At 62.5% G+C, this 21,145-nt stretch carries 18 protein-coding genes and 2 tRNA genes; 8 read left to right on the forward strand and 12 right to left on the reverse strand.

What is annotated here, in order from left to right; all coding sequences use genetic code 11:
* Nucleotides 1-5: 5 nt before the first annotated feature.
* The 12 genes from QF047_RS21235 to dnaA form a co-directional block, all read right to left on the reverse strand.
* On the reverse strand, nt 6-953 hold the full coding sequence (locus tag QF047_RS21235; protein ID WP_306636878.1) for a DMT family transporter: 948 nt from the start codon (nt 951-953) through the stop codon (nt 6-8).
* Nucleotides 954-1,040: 87 nt separating this feature from the next.
* Nucleotides 1,041-1,116: transfer RNA gene (locus QF047_RS21240), tRNA-Ala, on the reverse strand.
* A 72-nt stretch (nt 1,117-1,188) separates the two neighbouring features.
* Nucleotides 1,189-1,365 (reverse strand): DLW-39 family protein, encoded by a 177-nt coding sequence (locus QF047_RS21245; protein WP_373427786.1) that lies wholly within the window; start codon nt 1,363-1,365, stop codon nt 1,189-1,191.
* Between the two features lie 8 nt (nt 1,366-1,373).
* A tRNA-Ile gene (locus tag QF047_RS21250) sits at nt 1,374-1,447 on the reverse strand.
* A 97-nt stretch (nt 1,448-1,544) separates the two neighbouring features.
* The gene (locus QF047_RS21255; RefSeq protein WP_307281223.1) at nt 1,545-2,246 is read right to left on the reverse strand and encodes a DUF3566 domain-containing protein; all 702 of its coding nucleotides are present in this window, start codon (nt 2,244-2,246) and stop codon (nt 1,545-1,547) included.
* On the reverse strand, nt 2,239-4,917 hold the full coding sequence (gene gyrA / locus QF047_RS21260) for a DNA gyrase subunit A (protein WP_306636873.1): 2,679 nt from the start codon (nt 4,915-4,917) through the stop codon (nt 2,239-2,241). Before gyrA ends, QF047_RS21255 begins: the two co-directional genes overlap by 8 nt.
* Before the next feature lie 54 nt (nt 4,918-4,971).
* On the reverse strand, nt 4,972-7,062 hold the full coding sequence (gyrB, locus tag QF047_RS21265) for a DNA topoisomerase (ATP-hydrolyzing) subunit B (protein ID WP_306636872.1): 2,091 nt from the start codon (nt 7,060-7,062) through the stop codon (nt 4,972-4,974).
* A 380-nt stretch (nt 7,063-7,442) separates the two neighbouring features.
* Nucleotides 7,443-8,000, reverse strand: coding sequence for a DUF721 domain-containing protein (locus QF047_RS21270; protein WP_306636870.1), 558 nt, complete (start codon nt 7,998-8,000; stop codon nt 7,443-7,445).
* Nucleotides 7,993-9,195 (reverse strand): DNA replication/repair protein RecF, encoded by a 1,203-nt coding sequence (recF, locus tag QF047_RS21275; RefSeq protein ID WP_307281229.1) that lies wholly within the window; start codon nt 9,193-9,195, stop codon nt 7,993-7,995. Before recF ends, QF047_RS21270 begins: the two co-directional genes overlap by 8 nt.
* Nucleotides 9,196-9,240: 45 nt before the next feature.
* Nucleotides 9,241-10,125 (reverse strand): phosphogluconate dehydrogenase (NAD(+)-dependent, decarboxylating), encoded by an 885-nt coding sequence (gene gnd, locus QF047_RS21280; RefSeq protein WP_306636866.1) that lies wholly within the window; start codon nt 10,123-10,125, stop codon nt 9,241-9,243.
* A 126-nt stretch (nt 10,126-10,251) separates the two neighbouring features.
* Nucleotides 10,252-11,376: a DNA polymerase III subunit beta gene (dnaN, locus tag QF047_RS21285; RefSeq protein WP_091419638.1), complete on the reverse strand. Its 1,125-nt coding sequence runs from the start codon at nt 11,374-11,376 to the stop codon at nt 10,252-10,254.
* Nucleotides 11,377-11,899: 523 nt separating this feature from the next.
* The gene (gene dnaA / locus QF047_RS21290; RefSeq protein WP_091419371.1) at nt 11,900-13,321 is read right to left on the reverse strand and encodes a chromosomal replication initiator protein DnaA; all 1,422 of its coding nucleotides are present in this window, start codon (nt 13,319-13,321) and stop codon (nt 11,900-11,902) included.
* A gap of 468 nt (nt 13,322-13,789) precedes the next feature.
* On the opposite strand from dnaA, the gene rpmH reads away from it, so the two are divergent.
* From rpmH to QF047_RS21330, 8 genes are all read left to right on the forward strand, one after another.
* On the forward strand, nt 13,790-13,927 hold the full coding sequence (gene rpmH, locus QF047_RS21295; RefSeq protein WP_003800212.1) for a 50S ribosomal protein L34: 138 nt from the start codon (nt 13,790-13,792) through the stop codon (nt 13,925-13,927).
* A gap of 40 nt (nt 13,928-13,967) precedes the next feature.
* Entirely contained in the window at nt 13,968-14,375 is a 408-nt protein-coding gene (rnpA, locus tag QF047_RS21300; RefSeq protein ID WP_306636863.1) for a ribonuclease P protein component, read from the forward strand.
* Nucleotides 14,368-14,760 carry a membrane protein insertion efficiency factor YidD gene (gene yidD / locus QF047_RS21305; RefSeq protein ID WP_307281238.1) on the forward strand — a complete coding sequence of 131 codons (393 nt, stop codon included), beginning with the start codon at nt 14,368-14,370 and terminating at the stop codon, nt 14,758-14,760. Before rnpA ends, yidD begins: the two co-directional genes overlap by 8 nt.
* Before the next feature lie 15 nt (nt 14,761-14,775).
* Entirely contained in the window at nt 14,776-15,744 is a 969-nt protein-coding gene (yidC, locus tag QF047_RS21310; RefSeq protein WP_307281241.1) for a membrane protein insertase YidC, read from the forward strand.
* The gene (locus QF047_RS21315) at nt 15,744-16,310 is read left to right on the forward strand and encodes a R3H domain-containing nucleic acid-binding protein (RefSeq protein ID WP_306636857.1); all 567 of its coding nucleotides are present in this window, start codon (nt 15,744-15,746) and stop codon (nt 16,308-16,310) included. Before yidC ends, QF047_RS21315 begins: the two co-directional genes overlap by 1 nt.
* A gap of 21 nt (nt 16,311-16,331) precedes the next feature.
* Complete coding sequence (gene rsmG / locus QF047_RS21320) at nt 16,332-16,982, forward strand: 16S rRNA (guanine(527)-N(7))-methyltransferase RsmG (protein ID WP_307281244.1); 651 nt, start codon at nt 16,332-16,334, stop codon at nt 16,980-16,982.
* An 89-nt stretch (nt 16,983-17,071) separates the two neighbouring features.
* Nucleotides 17,072-18,139: a ParA family protein gene (locus tag QF047_RS21325; protein WP_307281246.1), complete on the forward strand. Its 1,068-nt coding sequence runs from the start codon at nt 17,072-17,074 to the stop codon at nt 18,137-18,139.
* 66 nt (nt 18,140-18,205) lie between these two features.
* A complete protein-coding gene (locus QF047_RS21330; RefSeq protein ID WP_307281248.1) occupies nt 18,206-19,543 on the forward strand; it encodes a ParB/RepB/Spo0J family partition protein in 1,338 nt (445 codons plus the stop codon).
* Nucleotides 19,544-21,145 lie beyond the last annotated feature (1,602 nt).

Genomic DNA, 21,145 nt, shown 5'->3' on the forward strand with positions numbered 1-21,145 from the left:
AGGGGTCAGTCTGTCCCGAGTTCCGCCAGCGGACGTTCCGGTCCATCCTGTTCCCCTGACCCTCCCGGGCGGCCCCGCCTTCCTGCCCTTGCGGGCTTTTGGCCGAGTACAACGACGGCGAGCCCCACCAGGATCAGGGCCAGCCCTGCGTAGGTGCCTGCGGGAAGTGTTTCCTGCAGGAACATGGCTGCCAGGAGCGCCGCGCCGGGGATTTCCAGCAGGATGATCATGGACACCAGCAGCGGACCCATCGTGGCGAGCAGGTGGTTGAACGCGGTATGGCCCACCAGTTGTGCGCACACAGTGATTGCCGCGATACCGAGCCAGCCGCCAGCGTCGAAGCCCACCAGCGGTTGTCCGCCCAGCAGCGCGAGGAGGGCCACGAGGGCAGCGCACATTCCGTAGCAGAGCGTGGTGTAAGTCCCGGTGGTCATGCTCTGCCGGGCCTTGCCACCCGCCAGCGTGTACAGCCCGGCCAGGGCTCCGCCGGCCACTGCCAGCAAGTCACCTGCGAGGGCTTCCGGGGAAGATCCCATGTCGAAGCCGGTGATGGCCACGACTCCGCCAAAGGCGATGCCCAGGCCGGCGAGCACCTGCCAGCGGTGCCTGGTTCCCCTGAAGAGCTGGAAGACGGCAATCCATGCCGATTGGAGGCACACCAGGGCCGTGGCCGCAGCAACGGACGTCAGCTGCAGCGAGGTGATGAAGCAGGCAAAGTGCAGGGCCAGGGCGACGGCGGCGAGCAGCGACCAGCGGAACTCCCTCCGGGTCACCCTGCCGAACAAGGCCGGCTCCCGGATGAGGGTAGGGGTGGCCATCACGACGGCGCCGATGGCGTTGCGCCAGAAGGCTATGGCCAGCGCACTGACACTGGTGGCTCCCAGCGTGGCTGCTATCAGGGGACCGGAGGAGGCAACACCCAGCACGCCAAGAGCTGCAATAAAGTAGGCCACCCATCCACCCCTATATTTCTCAGGCCTATATGTCTCGGGCAAAACAAAAGTCCCGGCCAGCGTTTCCGCTGAACCGGGACTCTCTTATGGTGGAGGCACGGGGACTCGAACCCCGAACCCCCTGCTTGCAAAGCAGGTGCGCTACCAATTGCGCCATGCCCCCATAAGAAGCAACCCGTCCATCATACCCTAGAACCTTGGGGCTGCTGACCAGCCCCAGAGCGGGGCGTCCGGCCTAGCCAACCGAATCGGTGGACTTGCTCCAGACTGTTTTCCGGGCTTCGGATTCCTGTGCTTTCCGGTAGACCAGGACGCCTGCGATTGCAGCTGCCAGTACAAGCAACTTCTTCACATGCTCCCCGTTCCGGTCCGGCCGCTGTGATGCGGACCAAACCTCCACTTGAACCTGCACAGGTTCCGTGGGCGTACCAGGACTTGAACCTGGGACCTCTTCGTTATCAGCGAAGCGCTCTAACCGCCTGAGCTATACGCCCCGATACCTCATCGGGCCGAGACATGACTTTACAGCACATCCCGGCCCGATCTCAAATCGGGCGCTTTCACCGCAAATTTGCCGGTGAAAGCAGGGACCTAATCGTCGGTGAGGGTAACGCCGATGCCGCCCACCAGGGTGGCTGCAATGTTGTACAGGACGGCAGAGAGCATGGAGAGCGCGGTCAGCAGGACCACGTTCACCACGGCGATGATGGTGGCGAACGAGGCCACCTGGCCGAGGGAGGCAACCTTCTTCAGTTCGAAGCCGCCGCCTTCGGAGCCGGCAAGGGTACCGAGCAGGCTGTCCACCTGGTCAAAGATTCCGGTGAGGTCCAGGACGGTCCACAGGACGATGGCGGCGACCACCGTGACGATTCCCAGCGCCACGGACAGCAGGAAGGCCATCTTCAGGACGGACCATGGGTCCACCTTGCTGATCAGCAGCCGCGCGCGCCGCACTTTGGCCTTAGGGGCGGGCTTGACGAGTCCCGGTGTCCCCAGGGCCGGCCGCTGGCCTCCCTGGCCCTGGTTTCCCTGCATCGGGCGTTGGCCCGGTGCCGGACGCTGGCCGGAGACGGATGGTCCCGCAGCCGTGCGCGGTGCGGCCTGTCCCGGCGTCGGCCGTTCACCCTGGAGGGGACGCTGGCCGGGGACTGCCGGGCGTTGTCCGGGAGCTGCCGCGGGCGCGGCTGGCCGCTGCTGCGGACGAACAGGAGCGTTCACGCGGGGTGCAGCCGAGGGCCGGCTTCCCTCGGGAGCTGAAGTGTTCGGCTTGGGAAATGAGTCGGGATTACTCATTCGTTACCTCCGTGTTGTCTTCGTTCGGCTCAGCGTCGCCCGAGGCGTCCTCTGACTCAACGGCCGGTGATTCATCTGCCAGTGCTGACTCTGCGGCTTCCCCAGGGGAACCGCCATCTTCAGCCAACGTTACGTCATCCTCCAGCGATTCCTCGCCCTCGATGCCGCGTTCGCTGTTGCGTGCCACCTCGATGATCCGGTCGTTTTTGTCCGGTTTGGCGAAGATGACGCCCATGGTGTCGCGGCCCTTCGCGGGGACGCCGGCCACCGAGGAGCGGACAACCTTGCCGCCCTCCATGACCACCAGCACCTCATCCTCTTCCTGGACAATAAGCGCGCCCACCAGGTCACCGCGTTCTTCGGCGAGCTTGGCAACCTTGATGCCCAGCCCGCCGCGGCCCTGGAGGCGGTACTCCTCGACGGCGGTGCGCTTGGCGTAGCCGCCCTCGGTCACGATGAACACGAAGGAGCCGTCGGTCACCACGTTGGCGGCGAGCAGCTCGTCGTCCTCGCGGAACTTCATGCCGGTGACGCCGGAGGTTGCCCGGCCCATGGGGCGCAGGGCGTCCTCGGTGGCGGTGAAGCGGATGGACTGCCCCTTCCGGGACACGAGGAGCAGGTCGTCGGTTTCGGAAACCAGCTGGGCGGACACCAGTTCATCGCCGTCGCGGAGGTTGATGGCGATCACTCCCGCGGAGCGGTTGGTGTCGTAGTCCTCCAGCCGCGTCTTCTTGACCAGCCCGCGCTTGGTGGCGAGCACCAGGTAGGGCGCCTGCTGGTAGTCCTTCAGGTCCAGCACCTGGGCGATGTGCTCATCGGGCTGGAACGCCATCAGGTTGGCCACGTGCTGGCCCTTGGCGTCACGGCCGGCTTCCATCAGCTCGTAGGCCTTCGCGCGGTAAACCCGGCCAAGGTTGGTGAAGAACAGGAGCCAGTGGTGGGTGGTGGTGACAAAGAAGTGCTCCACCACGTCGTCCCCGCGCAGCTGGGCACCCTTGATGCCCTTGCCGCCGCGCTGCTGGGAACGGTAGTTATCGCTCCGGGTCCGCTTGACGTACCCGCCGCGGGTGATGGTGACCACCATCTCCTCTTCGGGGATGAGGTCCTCCATGGACATGTCGCCGTCGAAGCCCATCAGGATCTTCGTGCGGCGGTCATCGCCGTGCTTGTCCACGATTTCGCCAAGCTCGGTGCTGATGATTTCGCGCTGGCGCTGCTCGGAGGCGAGGATCGCGTTGTACTCGGCAATGAGGGCCTCGAGCTCTGAATGCCGGTCCTGGATCTTCTGGCGTTCCAGGGCCGCAAGGCGGCGCAGCTGCATGTCCAGGATGGCCCGGGCCTGCAGTTCGTCGATGTCCAGCAGTTCCATCAGGCCGTCGCGGGCGGCTTCGGTGGTGTTGGAAGCACGGATGAGGGCAATGACCTCGTCCAGCATGTCCAGCGCCTTCAGCAGTGCCCGCAGGATGTGGGCTTCTTCTTCGGCCTTGCGCAGCCTGTACCTGGTGCGGCGGGCAATGACGTCCATCTGGTGGGTGACCCAGTGCCGGATGAAGGCATCCAGGCTCAGGGTCCGGGGCACTCCGTCAACGATCGCCAGCATATTGGCGGAGAAGTTGCTCTGCAGTTCGGTGTGCTTGTAGAGGTTGTTCAGCACCACCTTGGCCACGGCATCGCGTTTCAGCACGATGACCAGCCGCTGGCCGGTGCGGCCGGAGGTTTCATCCCGCAGGTCGGCGATGCCCTGGATCTTGCCGTCCTTCACCAGTTCGGCAATCTTGATGGCGAGGTTGTCCGGGTTGGCCTGGTACGGCAGTTCGGTAACCACCAGGCAGGTGCGGCCCTGCAGTTCCTCCACGTTCACCACGGCGCGCATGGTGACGGAGCCGCGGCCGGTGCGGTAGGCGTCCTCGATGCCCTTGTGGCCAAGGATGGTGGCACCGGTGGGGAAATCGGGGCCCTTGACCCGCAGCAGGAGTTCTTCCAGCAGTTCCTCGCGGGTGGCCTGGGGGTTGGCCAGGTACCACTGCACGCCGTCGGCCACCTCGCGGAGGTTGTGCGGCGGGATGTTGGTGGCCATACCCACGGCGATGCCCGAGGAGCCGTTGACCAGCAGGTTGGGGAACCGGGCCGGCAGGATGGTGGGTTCCTGGTTCTTGCCGTCGTAGTTGTCCTGGAAATCGACGGTTTCCTCATCGATGTCGCGGACCATCTCCATGGCCAGCGGGGCCATCTTGGTTTCGGTGTAACGGGGCGCAGCGGCGCCATCGTTGCCCGGCGAACCGAAGTTGCCCTGGCCCAGGGCCAACGGGTAGCGCATGGTCCAGTCCTGGATGAGGCGTACCAGGGCGTCGTAGATCGCGGTGTCGCCGTGGGGGTGGTACTGGCCCATGACCTCGCCCACCACGCGGGCGCACTTGTTGAAGGATCGCTCGGGGCGGTAGCCGCCGTCGAACATGGCGTACAGCACCCGGCGGTGTACGGGTTTAAGGCCGTCGCGGACGTCAGGGAGGGCACGGCCCACGATGACGGCCATCGCGTAGTCCAGGTAGGACCGCTGCATTTCCGTCTGCAGGTCCACCTGCTCCACGCGGTCCACCAGCACGTCGCCTTCAAGAACGGTGTCCGGGTTCCCGGCTTCGGGGGCCGGGTTCTCGGGTGTTTCGTCGCTCATTTTCTATTTCCGTTTCAGGTATATGTCAGCTCTGGAATACGAAGGGAATTACCTTTAGATATCCAGGAACCTGACGTCCTTGGCGTTCTGCTGAATGAAGTTGCGGCGTGATTCCACGTCCTCGCCCATCAGGACGGAGAAGATCTGGTCGGCAGCCAATGCGTCGTCCATGGTGACCTGCAACAGGGTGCGGTTGTCCGGATCCATGGTGGTGTCCCACAGTTCCGTGTAGTCCATCTCGCCGAGGCCCTTGTAGCGCTGGATGCCGTTGTCCTTCGGGATGCGGCGCCCGGCTGCCTGTCCCGCGAGGAGCTTGGCGTCACGTTCTTTGTCGCTGTACACGTAATCGTGCGCAGCGTTCGACCACTTGATCCGGTACAGCGGCGGCTGGGCCAGGTAGACGTAACCGTTTTCGATCAATGGCCGCATGTAGCGGAACAGCAGCGTCATCAGCAGCGTGGTGATGTGCTGGCCGTCCACGTCGGCGTCGGCCATCAAAACGATCTTGTGGTACCGAAGCTTGGAGAGGTCGAAGTCCTCCCCGATGCCGGTGCCAAAGGCCGTGATCATGGACTGGACTTCGGTGTTGCCCAGGGCCTTGTCCAGGCGGGCACGCTCCACGTTCAGGATCTTGCCCCGGAGGGGAAGGATGGCCTGGGTCTCGGGGTTGCGGCCGCGCTTGGCGGAACCGCCGGCCGAGTCACCCTCCACGATGTAGACCTCGCACTTCTCCGGGTTCTTGGAGGAGCAGTCGGACAGCTTGCCTGGCATGCCGAAGGACTCCAGCGGGCTCTTACGGCGCGCGTTGTCACGGGCTTTGCGCGCAGCCATGCGGGCCTGCGCTGCCGAGATGGCTTTGCGGATGACGTCGCGGGCGGGGCCGGGATTGCGTTCGAGCCAGTCGCCAAGCCCGTCGGTCACCACACGCTGGACGAAACCCTTGACCTCGGAGTTGCCCAGCTTGGTCTTGGTCTGGCCCTCGAACTGGGGCTCTGCGAGCTTGACGGAAATGACGGCGGTGAGGCCCTCACGGATGTCATCGCCCGTGAGGTTGTCGTCCTTCTCCTTGATGATGCCCTTTTCACGCGCATAGCGGTTGATCAGTGACGTCATGGCAGCGCGGAAACCCTCTTCGTGGGTACCGCCCTCATGGGTGTTGATGGTGTTGGCGTAGGTGTGGACGCTCTCGGAATAGGCATTGGTCCACTGCATCGCCATTTCCAGGGCAATCTTGCGTTCCGTGTCCTCGGTTTCGAAGGCGATGACGTCCTCGTGGACTACTTCCACCTTCTTTCCTGAATTCAGGTGCTTGACGTAGTCCAGCAGGCCCTCGTTGTACTGGTAGACCACGGTGCGGTGCTCGGCGCTGACTTCGCCTTCGGTGACAACGCCGTCCAGGTCCAGATCCGCATCGGCTTCGTTATCGCTGGCGGACGTGCGCTCGTCGGTCAGCGTGATGCGCAGGCCCTTGTTGAGGAAGGCCATCTGCTGAAAGCGGGCACGGAGGGTCTCGAAATCGAACTCGGTGCTCTCGAAAATTGAGGCGTCGGGGTAGAACGTCTGGGTGGTCCCGGTGAGATCCGTTTCTTCGCCCTGCACCAGGCTGCCCTGGGGCTTGCCGCCGTCGGCGAAGGACATCCGCCAGACGTGGCCCTGCCGGCGGACCTCGGTGTCCACCCTGCTGGAGAGGGCGTTGACAACGGAGATACCCACTCCGTGCAGGCCGCCGGACACGGCGTAGCCACCGCCGCCGAACTTGCCGCCGGCGTGCAGGATGGTCATCACCACTTCAACCGTGGGTTTGTGCTCAGTGGGGTGCATGTCCACGGGGATGCCGCGGCCGTCGTCCACAACCTTCACGCCGCCGTCGGCCTGCAGCACAACCTCGATATGTGTACAGTAGCCGGCCAGGGCCTCATCGACGGAGTTGTCCACCACTTCGTAGACCAGGTGGTGGAGTCCGCGGGGTCCGGTGGAGCCGATGTACATACCGGGACGCTTCCGGACAGCTTCCAGGCCCTCAAGGACGGTAATGTCGCTGGCACCGTACTCGCGCGGTGTGGCTGCTTCTGCCGGGGTGTCAGGCGTGCGGGCATCCTCGACTGCGGGTTCAACTGCCAGAATATCTGTATTGTCGTTAGCCACAGGCGCTGTCGACTCCTCTGTTCTCGATGATGGCCGGCTGGAAAGCTCTTCCAGGCATGGAAAAGCAGTCCGCCAACAGGCGCAAACTTATGGCGCCGGCTACTAGCTGATGGTGGGATCCGCGATCCGCGTGCTGGAAGCGTGCGGAGAACGGACTCAGTCAACGTTTCACCGACGCCCAGTTATCTACATCGATTCTACCGTGAAACAGCCCTGATTCCCGCATTCCAGGGCCGTGGATGGCGGGCAATGTGCCCGCTGCGAGCCACAGACTGCGCCTTTGGCGCTCCGAAACTCCGGCCTGCGGGTGCCTATACACCCTCCGGCCCTTCCAGGGCGCTACACGCCCATCAGGGGATTTTCAAGAGTCCGGCTCCGGGCTACCCGTAAGTGTCCCGCGGTCCGCGTCCGTTGACTGTCCGGCCGCCCTTGCGCCAGCTCGGTGCGGTGGGGCCGAGGACCTGGATGCTGGTGACCACACCGTCACCCAGCTCCACCCGGAATTTCTCTAGCAGGCTCAGGCTGAGGAGCCGGAGCTGCGTGGCCCAGGCCGTTGAATCACACCTGACGTGCAGCGTGGTGTCCGTGAAGCTTTCGGGTGTGCAGTGTGCTGAAATTTCAGGCCCCACCAGGGTGGCCCATTCTGCCATCACTGAGCCGACGGCAACCGGGGAGGTCCAGCCGCGTTCGGCCACCAGGCGGCCCACTACCTTGCCCAGTCCGAGGGGATCCCGGCCGGTGGAGTGGAACTGGCTGAAACCGCGGGTGTCCCGGATACTGCGTTTGGCTTTTTGGGACCCGGGCCGAATTGCGGCCCTGCGGATTTCGCCACGGGCGGCGGCGGCCTCGCGCATTCTGTTCAGGGCTGCCTGCGGCGCATCGATGTTGTCGGGCTCGCGGCCGGGCTGCCGTCCGGCGTCTTTTTCGTCCCTACTCATCGATTCCTCCCGCGATGACCTTCACCCGCCGTCCGGACAGCTCTTCCGGGATATCGGCGTCGACGGCGGCGGTCACCAGGACCTGTTCCGCACCCGAGACTATTGCGGCCAGTTTACGCCTGCGCTGCACGTCCAGCTCGGCAAAAACGTCATCAAGGATCAGGATGGGTGCGGAGCCGCCGGTCCGGGCATCGTCCAGCATGACGTAATACGAAGCGAGCCGCAGTGCCAGGCACATGGACCACGTTTCACCGTGGGATGCATACCCCTTGGCGGGTGCCTGGCCGAGGATCAGTTCCAGTTCGTCGCGGTGGGGACCCACCAGCGAGATGCCGCGTTCCCGTTCCTTCCGCCGGGCGTCGGCGAAGGCGCGAACATACCGCCCAGTGAGCTCCTCCACAGTGAGCCGGCGCAGGTCCTCGGCTTCGGCGGAAGTACCTCCGTCTCCGTTGCCGGCAGCACGCAACTCCGGGGCGCCGTCGTCGTCCATCTGGTTCTGGAGGGTGGAACGGTAGACCGCGTCGGCGGGCTTGGAGGTATCTGTCAGCCCGGCGTATGCAGTTGCCAGGTGCGGCCGGAGGCGTTCCACGAGCTCAAGCCGGGCGTGCAGCAGTTCCGCACCGGCCCTGGCCATATGCTGGTCCCACACATCGAGCGTCGCTTCATGCGCTGACGTGAATTTGCCCGAGCGGGCAGACTTCAGCAACGCATTGCGCTGTTTCAACACCCGGTCGTAATCGCTGCGGGTGGCGGCGTGGTGCGGGATCAGGCTGGCGAGGAGCTCATCCAGGAACCGGCGGCGGTTGGACGGATCGCCTTTAACCAGGGCCAGGTCCTCCGGTGCGAAGAGCACCGTCTGGCAGATGCCCAGAAGATCGCGTGCGCGGACGGGATTGCTGCGGTTGATCCTGCCGCGGTTAGCCCGGCCCGCGTTGATTTCCAGTTCGAGGACCGTGACCTGCCCGCCCCGGACCAGCCGGGCCCGGACCAGGGCGCGGTCGGTGCCGAACCGCAGCAGCGGCCCGTCGGAGCTGACGCGGTGCGAGCTGAGGGTGGCGAGGTACCCGATGGCTTCCATCAGGTTGGTCTTGCCAATGCCGTTGTACCCCACCAGGACGGTGACGCCCGGGCCCAGGGCAAGGTCAACCTGGGCATAGCTGCGGAAATCAGTCAGCGAGAGGTGTTCTATGTACACGCGGTTTTAGGCAATTCTGGGAACCGGGCAGGTCCCCGCTGGCTGCTACTTGGCGGGACGGGTTGCGTGCCCGCCGAACTGGTGGCGCAGGGCAGACACCATCTTCATGGCCGGCGAGCTGTCCTCGCGGGACTCGAAGCGGGCAAACAGGGCGGCCGTGATGGCCGGTGCGGGAATGGCGTTGGCGATGGCTTCTTCCACAGTCCACCTGCCCTCGCCCGAGTCCTCGACGTAGTCGTCAATGTTCTGCAGTCCCGGATCCTCGTCCAGCGCTTTGACGAGGAGGTCCAGCAGCCAGGACCGGACCACGGTGCCCTTTTGCCAGGCCCGGAAGGTTCCGGGCAGATCGTTGATGATGTCCTTGGACGCGAGTAGCTGGTAGCCCTCGGCGTACGCCTGCATCAGGCCGTACTCGATGCCGTTGTGGACCATCTTGGCGTAGTGGCCTGCGCCGATCCCGCCCACGTGCACAAAGCTGTCAGCCCGTTCGCCTTCAGGGCGAAGGGCGTCAAAGACGGGAAGCGCACGTTCAATGTCCGCGGCATCTCCGCCGGCCATCAGGCCGTAACCGTTCTGCAGCCCCCACACACCGCCGGACACACCGCAGTCCGCGAAGTGGATGCCCTTGGCGGCGAGGAGTTCGCCGTGTTTCTGGTCCTCGGTGAAGCGGGAGTTGCCGCCGTCGATCACCAGGTCACCCTCGTCCAGCTTTTCGCTGAGTTCCTTGACGACGGCGTCCGTGATGTCGCCAGCCGGCACCATCACCCAAAGGAGCCGTGGCGTGGGGAGGGCTGCGATGAGCTCATCAATGGAGCCGGTGTCCGTGACCTCCGGGTTCCGGTCATAACCGGTGACCTCAATGCCGCCCTTGCGCAGGCGTTCGCGCATGTTGAATCCCATTTTGCCAAGGCCGATCAGTCCAATATGCATGATGCGGTTTCTCTTTCTGCATTGGGTGTCGGTTGTCGTTTTGGGGCCCGGAACGACAACAACTGTCTGGGCCCACGCCGCCAGGGTTCCCTGGCCGGGCTTGCAAGGCGAGGGGGGCGCTGGGGACTAGTTGGGGAGGCGGACCGGCATGACGAGGTAACGGTAGTCATCCTGGTCTTCGCCGTCCGCGTCTGCCTGCGCCGTGATCATGGCCGGCTTCGGTGCCGTGGTGAACGAGAACCGGACAAACTTGGTTTCGATGACGCTCAGTCCTTCCACCAGGTAGTGCGGGTTGAAGGCCACCGTGATGTCGTCACCCGAAAGCTGGGCTTCGAGTTCCTCGGAGGCCTGGGCGTCCTCGCCGGTGCCTGCGTCCAGGTTGAGCAGGCCCTGGGTGAATGCCAGGCGGACCGGGGTGTTGCGCTCTGCCACCAGCGAGACGCGGCGGACGGCCTCCACGAGTTCCTGGGTCTGGACCGTTGCGTGGATGGGCGTGGAGTCAGGGAAAAGCGACCGGATCTTCGGGTAGTCGCCGTCCACCAGCAGGGATGTGGTGGTGCGGCCGCCGCTTTCGAAACCGATAAGCCGGCTGTCATCGTCCGAGAGGGCCAACTGGATGTCTCCGCTGTTGCCCAGGGTCTTGGCCACTTCGTTCAGGGTTTTTGCCTTGACGAGCGCGCTGGTGGAGATGCCCGGAGTGACGGGCTTCCACGGCACCTCGCGCATGGCCAGGCGGTAACGGTCAGTGGCCAGCAGCGTGATCAGGTCGTCCTCAATCTCCATCCGCACGCCGGTGAGGATGGGCAGGGTGTCGTCCTTGCTCGCGGCAATGATTACCTGGGAGACGGCCTGGGCAAAAGAGTCACCCGGGACTGTTCCGCTGACGGTGGGCAGGGCCGGAAGCGGCGGGTATTCCGCCTCGGGCATCGTAGCCAGGTGGAAGCTGCTTCGGCGGCAGGTGAGCGTGACTTTGTTGCCGTCCGTTTCGACGTCGACCGGTGCCGAAGGCAGGCTGCGGCAGATATCCGCGAGAAGGCGGCCGGAGACCAGGATGGTCCCCTCGTCCCGGATGTCCGCGGCGATCTCCAGGCGTGCGGAGGTTTCGTAGTCGAAGCTCGAGAGGCTGACTGTGCCTGCTTCAGCCTTCAAAAGGAGGCCGGAAAGGACGGGAACGGGCGGCCGCGGAGACAACGAGCGGGCTGTCCAGGTAACGGCTTCTGCCAGGACGTCCCGATCGACTCTGAACTTCACGGAAGGGTGCCGCCTTTCATTGCTGCTGCATTGGTTTCTTCGAAACTTCCCGCAGGAAGCCCCGTAAAGGGATGCCCCGCGTCCTGAACCTGCATGGTCCGTGCTGCCTGAACCACGCAGAAACCCAAGGATGGGACCGCTGCTGACAGCTTAGCCGGAAGATCCGCGATTAACCCATCCCCACTTTGCGGCGCTGGCCCCTTGGGGCCGGTGGCCCCTCGGTGCGGAACGGGCGAATCGATCTTGTTGTTTGAGGGACTTCAATTTTTTGGGATTAGTAGTGTTAATAACTGCTGTGGAAACTGTGGATAACTGCCTCCGGCCGCGGGATCCGGCGGTTAAGCCCTGTTCATGGACTGTGGGCGGAGCAGGTTTTAAACAGGGTGTGGATGGGGATAAAAATTTTGGCGCTTTTCCCGATCCACAGGCGGCTTAAGGGTTTTAAGCCCATTAACCGCGGTTGTCCCCTTAAGTATCCACAGCCTTATCCACATGCACCTGTTAATAAGGTATAGATGCTTCGTCAGGAATCGCGCTGCTGTTGCTTGATCCGGTTGGTCAGCTCGGTCACCTGGTTGTAGATCACACGCCGCTCTGCCATCAGTTCACGGATTTTGCGGTCAGCGTGGATCACCGTGGTGTGGTCGCGGCCGCCGAGTTCCTGGCCAATCTTGGGAAGCGACATGTCCGTGAGTTCGCGGCACAGGTACATGGCGATCTGGCGCGCGGTAACCAGGGTCCTGGTGCGGGACTTGCTGCAGAGCTCTTCCATGCTGAGCTTGAAGTACTCGGCCGTCTGCTGCAGGATCTGGCTGGACGTGATCTCCTGGGCACCGTCGTCGGTGATGAGATCCTTCAGCACCATCTCCGCCAGGGCCACATCCACGGGCTGGCGGTTGAGGCTGGCAAACGCTGTGACCCTGATGAGGGCGCCTTCAAGTTCACGGATGTTGCTGGAAATCTTGGACGCGATGTACTCGAGGGCGTCATCCGGAGCGGAAAGACCTTCGCTCAGGGCCTTCTTGCGGAGAATGGCGATACGGGTTTCCAGTTCCGGAGGCTGGATGTCCGTCAGGAGGCCCCATTCGAAGCGGGACTTCATGCGGTCCTCAAACCCGGCGAGCAGCTTGGGCGGCTGGTCCGAGGTGATGACCACCTGCTTGTTGTTGTTGTGCAGCGAATTGAACGTGTGGAAGAACTCTTCCAGCGTCCGGTCCTTGCCGGCCAGGAACTGGATGTCATCGATCAGCAGGACGTCCACGTTGCGGTAGGTGGTCTTGAAGCTGGCGCCTTCATCGTCACGGATGGAGTTGATGAAGTCGTTGGTGAATTCTTCCGAATTGACGTACCGGACCCGGATGCCGCTGTAGAGCCGCCGGGCATAGTGCCCGATCGCATGCAGGAGGTGGGTCTTTCCCAAGCCCGAGTCGCCATAGATGAACAGCGGGTTGTAGGCCTTGGCCGGCGCTTCCGCCACGGCGACGGCCGCAGCGTGGGCAAAGCGGTTGGACGAACCAATCACGAAGGTATCGAAGACGTATTTAGGGTTGAGCCGGCCGAACTCGTGGGAGGTGCTGGGCAGCATGGGCTGCGGCTTCTGCTCGATCAGCTGGTCCGGCGAGAAGGAAGGCTCGACGACGGGCTCGGGCTCTTCGTGGATGGGCACCAGGTCCGTGTCCACGTCAATGGCACAGCGGATGTCTTCGGAGAAGACGCTGTGCAGTGCATCATCCAGTGCGTCCTTGACCTGGGTCTGCAGCACTTCGCGGGTGAGTTCGTTGGGTACTGCCACCAGCAGGGTGGAACCGATCAGGCCCTGGGCCTGGGCGAGGATGACAAAGCCACGCTGCCGCGGTGAAACGCGGTGGTCCTGCTCGAGCAGGCTGACAACGCGCCGCCAGGAACTTCCGACAGTATTGGCGTGGTTGGCTTCGTCTACTGTCATCAATGGGTTCCCTCAAAACTTGCTTTGCCTGCATTGCCTGCAGCCGCAAGCGCGGAACCAGGATCAGGTTCAGCTTCATCCACAGGGTTATACACAGCAGGTGGATAATCGGCTACTGGGCAACTCTAGGGGATGAAAAGCCTAGAAGATAGCTGGCCAGTAGCTTGTGGATAATTACACTGTTGTGGTTCTAAAAAGCAGCCTGTGAGGCACTTCATCCACAGGCTCGAAGGGCAGGTTTGCCACAGCTGGGGATAGTGCCGGTGGCCTGCTCCGGTTTGACTAGGGGCCCTGAATTGCCCTAACGTTGTGAAGTCCTTTGTGTCCGCTTTTTGGCCCCATCTGAATCTCTCAGACGCAGTGCGTGTGAGCAGCCGGGGGAAGCGTGCATATACAAAACTTAGCGTCGGCCAGTTCTTCCCCATATTGATCGGGTGGGCGCACCTTTGATCCACTGGAGTAACTAACGTGAGCAAGCGGACTTTTCAGCCGAATAACCGCCGTCGAGCCAAGAAGCACGGCTTCCGCCTTCGTATGCGTACCCGTGCCGGCCGCGCCATCCTGGCAGCCCGTCGTGGCAAGGGCCGTACCGAGCTGTCGGCGTAAATAACTGACTTGTCGGTAGACGTTTCTTTGCGAGTTTAAGGTGCTGGCCACCCGCAACCGTTTGAGGACTGCAACCGATTTTTCAACAACTGTACGTTCCGGTGTCCGCAATGGACGCCGGAACGTAGTGTTATATGCGGCAGCTATTGCTGCCGACGAACCCAGCCGGATCGGGTTCATTGTTTCCAAGGGTGTCGGGAACGCTGTGGTCAGGAACCTCGTTAAGAGGAGACTGAGGGAAGCCGGTGCTGCCTCGCTGCGCGAGTACGGTACCGGGTTCGCCATAGTGGTCAGGGCGCTGCCTGCGTCCGCGTCCGCGAGCTGGGACCAGCTGCTGGCGGATTACAACGCTGCACTGGAGTCGACAATGACCCGGCTGGCCGGCCGCCCCCGCGCAGCCGCCAACGGTTCGGCCGGTACAACACAGAAGGGGACACCGCGTGCGTAACACCACCGCCGTCGTCGCCCATCTTCATCCTGTTGTGGCCGCAGTGGCGCTGTTCCTCTGGAACCTGCCGCGAAACATCCTCATTCTTCTGCTTAAGGCCTACCGCAAGGTGGTTTCTCCCTTGTACGGCCAGGTCTGCAGATTCTTTCCTTCATGCTCGGCCTATGCCCTTGAAGCGATTACCGTCCATGGCGCCGTCAAGGGAAGCTGGCTCGCGGTGCGCCGCCTTGGCCGCTGCCACCCATGGAATGCCGGCGGTGTGGACCACGTCCCCGCCGGGCACCGGGAATGGCCTGCCAGCCATACCCCCACAATTGTTGTGCTGAACAACCCGGACAAATACCTGGCTGCTCGGACTGATGGAGAAGGCCGCACGGCGGCCTGACGAATAGGGATAAGTATGGACTTCTTTGAAACAATCATGTTTCCGTTCAAGTGGCTTGTGTCCGTCATTATGGTGGGCTTCCATGAGGGCCTGAGCGCTATCGGCCTGCCGGAGGCATCGGGCTGGACGTGGACGTTGTCCATCATCGGCCTGGTGCTGGTGATCCGCGCTGCCCTGATTCCCGTATTCGTCAAGCAGATCAAGGCGCAGCGCGGCATGCAGCTGCTCCAGCCCGACCTGAAGAAGCTCCAGGACAAGTACAAGGGCAAAACCGACCAGCTGTCCCGCCAGGCCATGGCCCAGGAGCAGATGGCCATGTACAAGAAGCACGGGACCAACCCGTTCTCGGCCTGCTTGCCCATGCTGATCCAGATGCCCTTCTTCTTCGCCCTGTTCCAGGTGCTGTCCGGCATCAGTTCCGCCAAGACCCAAGGCAAAGGCATCGGTGCCATGAGCCAGGAGCAGGTGGTGCAGTTCGACGAGTCCAGCATTTTCGGGGCTCCGCTGTCTGCCGCACTGCTTCACGGCGGCGCCACCAACGTGGCCGTCGTTGTTCTGAGCATCCTGATGATCCTGGCCATGACGGCGTCGCAGTTCATCACGCAGAAACAGATCATGGCCAAGAACATGTCTGAAGAAGCCATGGCCAGCCCCTTCATGCGCCAGCAGAAGATGATGCTCTACATCCTGCCCCTCGTTTTCGGCGTGGGCGGCATTAACTTCCCCATTGGTGTCCTCATCTACTGGACCACCACCAACCTCTGGACCATGGGCCAGCAGTTCTTTGTCATCCGCCGCATGCCGACGCCGGGATCCCCCGCAGCGAAGGCCCTCGCCGAGCGCCGTGCCGCCAAGGGCCTTCCGACCCTTTCGATCCTGACCGGTAAGAAGGACGAGGCTGCGGACGCCGCCGCCGCTGCTGCCGTGATAGAGGCAAAAGGTCAGCGCATTCAGCCACAACGCAAGAACAGGAAGAAGAAGTAATGTCAGCCGAGAGTACCGAACAGGCCCTTTCTGAAGAGATTATCGACGAGCAGGACGAGTCCGTGGACAACGACGTTTCCTCCCCCAAGGCTTCATCAGCGAGCCGTCTGGAGGAAGAAGGAGACGTCGCAGCCGATTACCTCGAGGAGCTGCTGGACATTGCGGACATCGATGGCGACATCGACATTGAGGTCCGGAACGGGCGCACCTACATCTCCATCGTCACCGAGGAGGAGTCGGACAGCCTGGACAGCCTGGTGGGCGAGGACGGCGAAGTCCTTGAAGCCCTGCAGGAGCTGACCCGCCTCGCGGTGCTGTCCGCTACGGAGAACCGTTCACGCCTGGTACTGGACATCAACGGCTACCGGCAGGAGCGTACCGGCCACCTGCAGAAGATCGCCGAAGATGCTGCAGCCGCTGTGAAGAAGACCGGCGAGGCAGTGGCCTTGGAACCGATGAGCGCCTACGAACGCAAGATCGTCCACGACGCCGTTGCGGACCTCGGCCTGGTGAGCGAGTCCGAGGGCGAAGGCGCCGGACGCCACATTGTTGTTTCCGCGAACTAGAGAATTGCTGATTCGCTGATCATGGTTGACATCACGCCGGCTGAGCTTTTGGCAGCTGAGAAGATTTTCGGTGACCGCCTGGACTTGGCCAAGCGTTACGTAGAGCACCTTGCCACCTCGGGAACTGAACGTGGCCTGATTGGCCCACGTGAGATTCCCCGGCTTTGGAGCCGGCATGTCCTCAACTGTGCCGTCATCGAAAGCGAGATCGCGCAGGGAAGCCATGTTGCCGACGTCGGAAGCGGCGCTGGACTGCCGGGTCTGTGCCTCGCCATCGCCCGCCCAGACCTGGAACTGACCCTGATCGAGCCGCTCGAACGCCGGGTGATCTGGCTGCAGGAGGTGGTGGACGATCTCGGCCTGGACAACGTCACAATCATGCGCACCCGCGCTGAGCTGGCAGTGGGGCACGTTGACGCCGATGTTGTGACCGCACGTGCTGTCTCGGCACTGAGCAACCTTGCTGGCCTCACCATCCCCCTGCTTGCAGGCAAGGGTGAGGTAGTTGCCATCAAGGGGCGCAGCGCGGCCGAGGAAATCGACAAGGCCGCCAAAGTTATCCGGAAGCTGGACGGTGTTGAGACATCCGTCGTAACGGTTGGCGACAACCTGCTCGAAGAGCCCACCACCGTAGTACGCATCGTTGTAAACAAGTCCCAAAAGAAGCCCTAGTGTAGGCCCGGCAGCCGCAGTCTGCCGGGGTAAGCAGTTAGGCTAGTCAACGGCAGCAAAAATAGCTGAACGAGAGTGAGTGTGCCCCAGTGACCAGTAGCGAAGCCTCCACACAACGGATACCCCCGTTTGTGTCTTTGGGGTCAGCACGTTCTTTCGCTGGGACTGTCTCGGGCGCCTCCGGTGTACTTGGAAATCAACCTGGTGCGGTAGCGAGCTCCTCTCCCTTATTCGTTTCACGTGAAACAACCTCGACGGGTAGGGGGAACATCATGGACGCTATTGATGACTCCAGTCCCATTGCACGGGAGCTGGCGCATGAGACCCGTCGGCGCGAACGGTTGGTGGGCCGCCAGCTGCCCCGTCCGGAGAAGACTCGCATCTTCACCGTTTCCAACCAAAAGGGTGGCGTCGGCAAGACCACCACCACCGTTAACATCGCCGCGGCCCTGGCTGCAGCCGGGCTCAATGTCCTGGTTATCGACATTGACCCCCAGGGCAACGCGTCAACAGCTCTGGGAATCGAACACCATGCTGATGTCGACAGCATCTATGACGTCCTGATTAACGATGTCCCCCTGGCTGACGTTGTGGCGCAGTGCCCGGACATCGGAAACCTGATTTGCGCGCCGGCCACCATCCACCTGGCAGGTGCCGAAATTGAATTGGTGTCCCTGGTGGCGCGCGAGCAGCGGCTCCGCCGCGCTATCGATGTTTACGCGAAGGTCCGTCAGAAAAACGGCGAACAGCGCCTGGACTACATCTTCATCGACTGCCCGCCAAGCCTTGGCCTTCTGACGGTCAACGCGTTCTGTGCAGCCAACGAAGTCCTCATCCCCATCCAATGCGAGTACTACGCCCTGGAAGGTTTGAGCCAGCTGCTCAAGAACATCGAGATGATCCAGAAGCACCTCAATGCCGACCTCGTGGTCTCCACCATCCTGCTCACCATGTACGACGGCCGCACCAATCTTGCCGCACAGGTTGCCGCCGAGGTCCGTCAGCATTTCCCGGAACAAGTCCTCTCTGCCGTGGTGCCGCGTTCGGTGCGCATCTCGGAAGCTCCGAGCTACCAGCAGACAGTAATGACTTACGACCCCTCATCCAGCGGCGCCCTGTCCTACCTGGAAGCCGCCGCCGAAATAGCAGAACGCTAAAATCTTCAAGAACTGCAACAACTGGAGCCCGGCTGGTCCTGGCTCTTCCACTGGAGGGATTTACCCATGAGCGAGAAGCGACGGGGCTTAGGCCGCGGTCTTGGCGCACTGATTCCGAGTTCCGCCGGTGCTAATGGGGCGGGCAACGGTACAGCCGTGGCGCGCCCGGTCGATCTCTTCTTCCCCGAGGGACGCAGGAAGGCTGATCCCTCGGACGCTGTTCTTGATTCAGCCGCAACGGAAGAGCCGGCGGCCGGCACAACTGCGAAGTCCTCGACAGCTGAGCGGGCGGACACAGCCACCAGGAAATCAGCTTCCACCACGGCAGGCAACGGCTCCGTCAACCCCTCCGCCACAAGGTCCTCGACGGCAAAGAGCACGTCGGTATCAGCAACGTCCAATTCCAACGGGTCGGCTACAAAGACCAACGCCAGCGCCAATGGTGCCGGCAAGCCGGCGACCTCGGCCAAGAACTCTCCCGAGGCACCTGAGGCACCCAGTACCGAGCCCACTCCGGTTCCGGCAGCCCCTCCCGCTGAACCCAGCGATGCATCGATAACGGACAACGGCGTCGATCTCGTAGAGGTTCCAGGCGTCCGCTTCGCCGAGATCTCCGTGACGGACATCCACCCGAACCGCAAACAGCCCCGTTCTGTCTTCGATGAAGACGACATGGCGGAGCTTGTTCACTCTGTTCGCGAAATAGGTGTCCTGCAGCCAATTGTTGTCCGGAACTCAACCGAAGTCGGTGGGGAACCGTATGAGCTCGTTATGGGCGAACGCCGCTGGCGTGCAGTACAGGCCGCGGGGCTGGAAACTATTCCCGCAATCGTCAGGGACACCACCGATGATGATCTCCTGCGTGACGCACTGCTCGAAAACCTGCACCGAAGCCAGCTGAACCCGCTGGAAGAAGCCGCCGCCTATCAGCAGCTTCTTGAGGATTTCGGTACTACGCACGAGCAACTGGCTGACCGCATCGGCCGGTCGCGTCCGCAGGTGTCGAATACCCTGCGGCTGCTGAAGCTGCCTCCCCTGGTTCAGCGCAGGGTGGCTGCTGGCGTGCTCTCCGCAGGCCACGCCCGTGCCCTCCTGGGCCTGCCGGACGCCGCTGCAATGGAACGTCTTGCCCAGCGCATCGTGGCTGAAGGAATGTCCGTGCGTGCCACTGAAGAAGCAGTCGCGCTGTACCAGGATCCCGCGAAGCCCGCCAAGAACAACATCCCCCGTCCCGGTGCGCGCCACGAGCGTCTCGACTATTTGGCCTCTTCGCTCTCCGACCGCCTGGATACCAACGTCAAGATCTCGCTTGGTGTCCGTAAGGGGCGGGTCAGCATCGAATTTGCCAGCGTCGAGGATCTCAACCGAATCATGGACGTTCTCGCACCGGGCGCAGAGAACTAACCAGCGCGGTTGCCCCACAGTTCGTTGCTACACACTGAGTCTTAGACTTCAGCTGCGCTGCTGTCCCACGGGTCCTCCGTTTTCGTATGCATCGCTAGTTTCTTAGGCATCCGCTGGGCTGTTTCTAGTGGGCCCAGCAACCGTTTTAGCCGCCGCGTTGCGGGGAGATGATCCTGGGAGGTTGCTAATCCTGATGCCTATGTTGCGCCTGTCCTTGCCATACATTCTGGTCTAGGTTGGTGGACTAGCTCACTGCCTGCGCCCGACTGGGTTTCGTCGGTGCTCATTGTGTTTCACGTGGAACATGGACCGCGGGGGTGGCTTGTTGCCGTCGTCCCCCTCATTCTTTTGTCGTCCTTGTTGGTGGACCTCTGGTGCGATTCGTTCGAGACTCACACCCAGCTCCGGTCGGGTACTCCTTTGTGATGAAGTAAACCTCGGAATTGCCTGCCTGAGGGCGAAACTGCTGCTGGGCGAACCCGAATTCGTCCTCTCCAACGCCTACACCAACCGGGGCCCAGTCGCTCCCCTCGGGGTGAGCAAGGGGCGCTAAGGGGAACCCTCGGTCTTGTGCCTTGAGCATCAGTCGCGGCTTGAGACTGTGTTCCGACGGCGTCGCTATGTTTGCCAAGCGCGCTTCAAGAATTGCCGAATAGGTGATTTTTCGTCAGAAGCCGGGTAGGGTCACGCACCCTAACTCGGGTATGTTCATGTATTCATCCCTTCTGGCCGACTGTGCGCAGCCTTCTGGTGGAGCCCGGACGCCACCGCACGATTCGTTCCGAACGGCCTAGTGGTCCAACATAATATGAGCCACTTCCATTCGCGTTCCGGTTTCACGTGAAACGGTGCGACCCAGGCTGAGACGGGTTGGGACATGGCTTGGACCAGGGTCGTTCACAGGAGCCTTGGCGGTGGGGATGAGCGCGGCACCACATGGCGTTAGGGGTTGTTCCCTGCCAGGTAGACAGTGCGACCCGGCAAAGGCCAGATGCTGTCGCGTCCTTTTCAATAAGGGGCCTGTTCACATCGGCGTCCTAGCCTTGTTGTCGTGCGTGCTGAGACACCTTGGCTATTGTGACATGGGAGTAGGCGTAGGCGCTATGACATGGCCCCGCTGCCAGTGATTCCGACCGACTGGATAGAATCTGGGGTCCTGTGGCCGAATGGCTCTGCCCTTCCCGGCTATTCGTAGTACCTGAAGCCCGAAAGTGTCGATGTCCCGATGCTCGAAGAAGTCTGGCTTAGCAAACGCGTCCTCCGGTATTCGTGTTCCTTGGGTTTGTTTGTGTTTGCAACTGGCCGACCTCGATTGATCGGCCAGGCCCAAATCTTCTCTTCCCTTTGTGGATTGGCCATACCCTGCCTACGGCAGGGCGCCCCTGAAGTCGCGGCGTCCAGCTAACAGCGGGCCGATGTCGCGTTGAGATGGGAAGAAGCGCACCTGCAATGGGGAAACGCAGCGCAGCAGCTGATGCCGACTGAATCCCTCGAGCCCTTCTACTGGAGGCCCACGTTCGTGAACGCGGAGCGGCGCAGGAGCAGCTCAATGCTGCCAGCTGTTTCACGTGAAACGTGCTGGCTTGGCGCCAGTTCGCCTTC

The sequence above is a fragment of the Arthrobacter sp. W4I7 genome, from assembly GCF_030816215.1.
Taxonomy (GTDB): domain Bacteria; phylum Actinomycetota; class Actinomycetes; order Actinomycetales; family Micrococcaceae; genus Arthrobacter; species Arthrobacter siccitolerans_A.

Excerpts from the sequence above, each read along its gene's own strand:
- QF047_RS21270 (WP_306636870.1), bottom strand. The coding sequence starts at position 8,000 with ATGAGTAGGGACGAAAAAGACGCCGGACGGCAGCCCGGCCGCGAGCCC.
- yidC (WP_307281241.1), top strand. The coding sequence starts at position 14,776 with ATGGACTTCTTTGAAACAATCATGTTTCCGTTCAAGTGGCTTGTGTCC.
- dnaA (WP_091419371.1), bottom strand. The coding sequence starts at position 13,321 with ATGACAGTAGACGAAGCCAACCACGCCAATACTGTCGGAAGTTCCTGG.
- rsmG (WP_307281244.1), top strand. The coding sequence starts at position 16,332 with ATGGTTGACATCACGCCGGCTGAGCTTTTGGCAGCTGAGAAGATTTTC.
- gnd (WP_306636866.1), bottom strand. The coding sequence starts at position 10,125 with ATGCATATTGGACTGATCGGCCTTGGCAAAATGGGATTCAACATGCGC.
- QF047_RS21330 (WP_307281248.1), top strand. The coding sequence starts at position 18,206 with ATGAGCGAGAAGCGACGGGGCTTAGGCCGCGGTCTTGGCGCACTGATT.
- QF047_RS21315 (WP_306636857.1), top strand. The coding sequence starts at position 15,744 with ATGTCAGCCGAGAGTACCGAACAGGCCCTTTCTGAAGAGATTATCGAC.
- gyrA (WP_306636873.1), bottom strand. The coding sequence starts at position 4,917 with ATGAGCGACGAAACACCCGAGAACCCGGCCCCCGAAGCCGGGAACCCG.
- QF047_RS21255 (WP_307281223.1), bottom strand. The coding sequence starts at position 2,246 with ATGAGTAATCCCGACTCATTTCCCAAGCCGAACACTTCAGCTCCCGAG.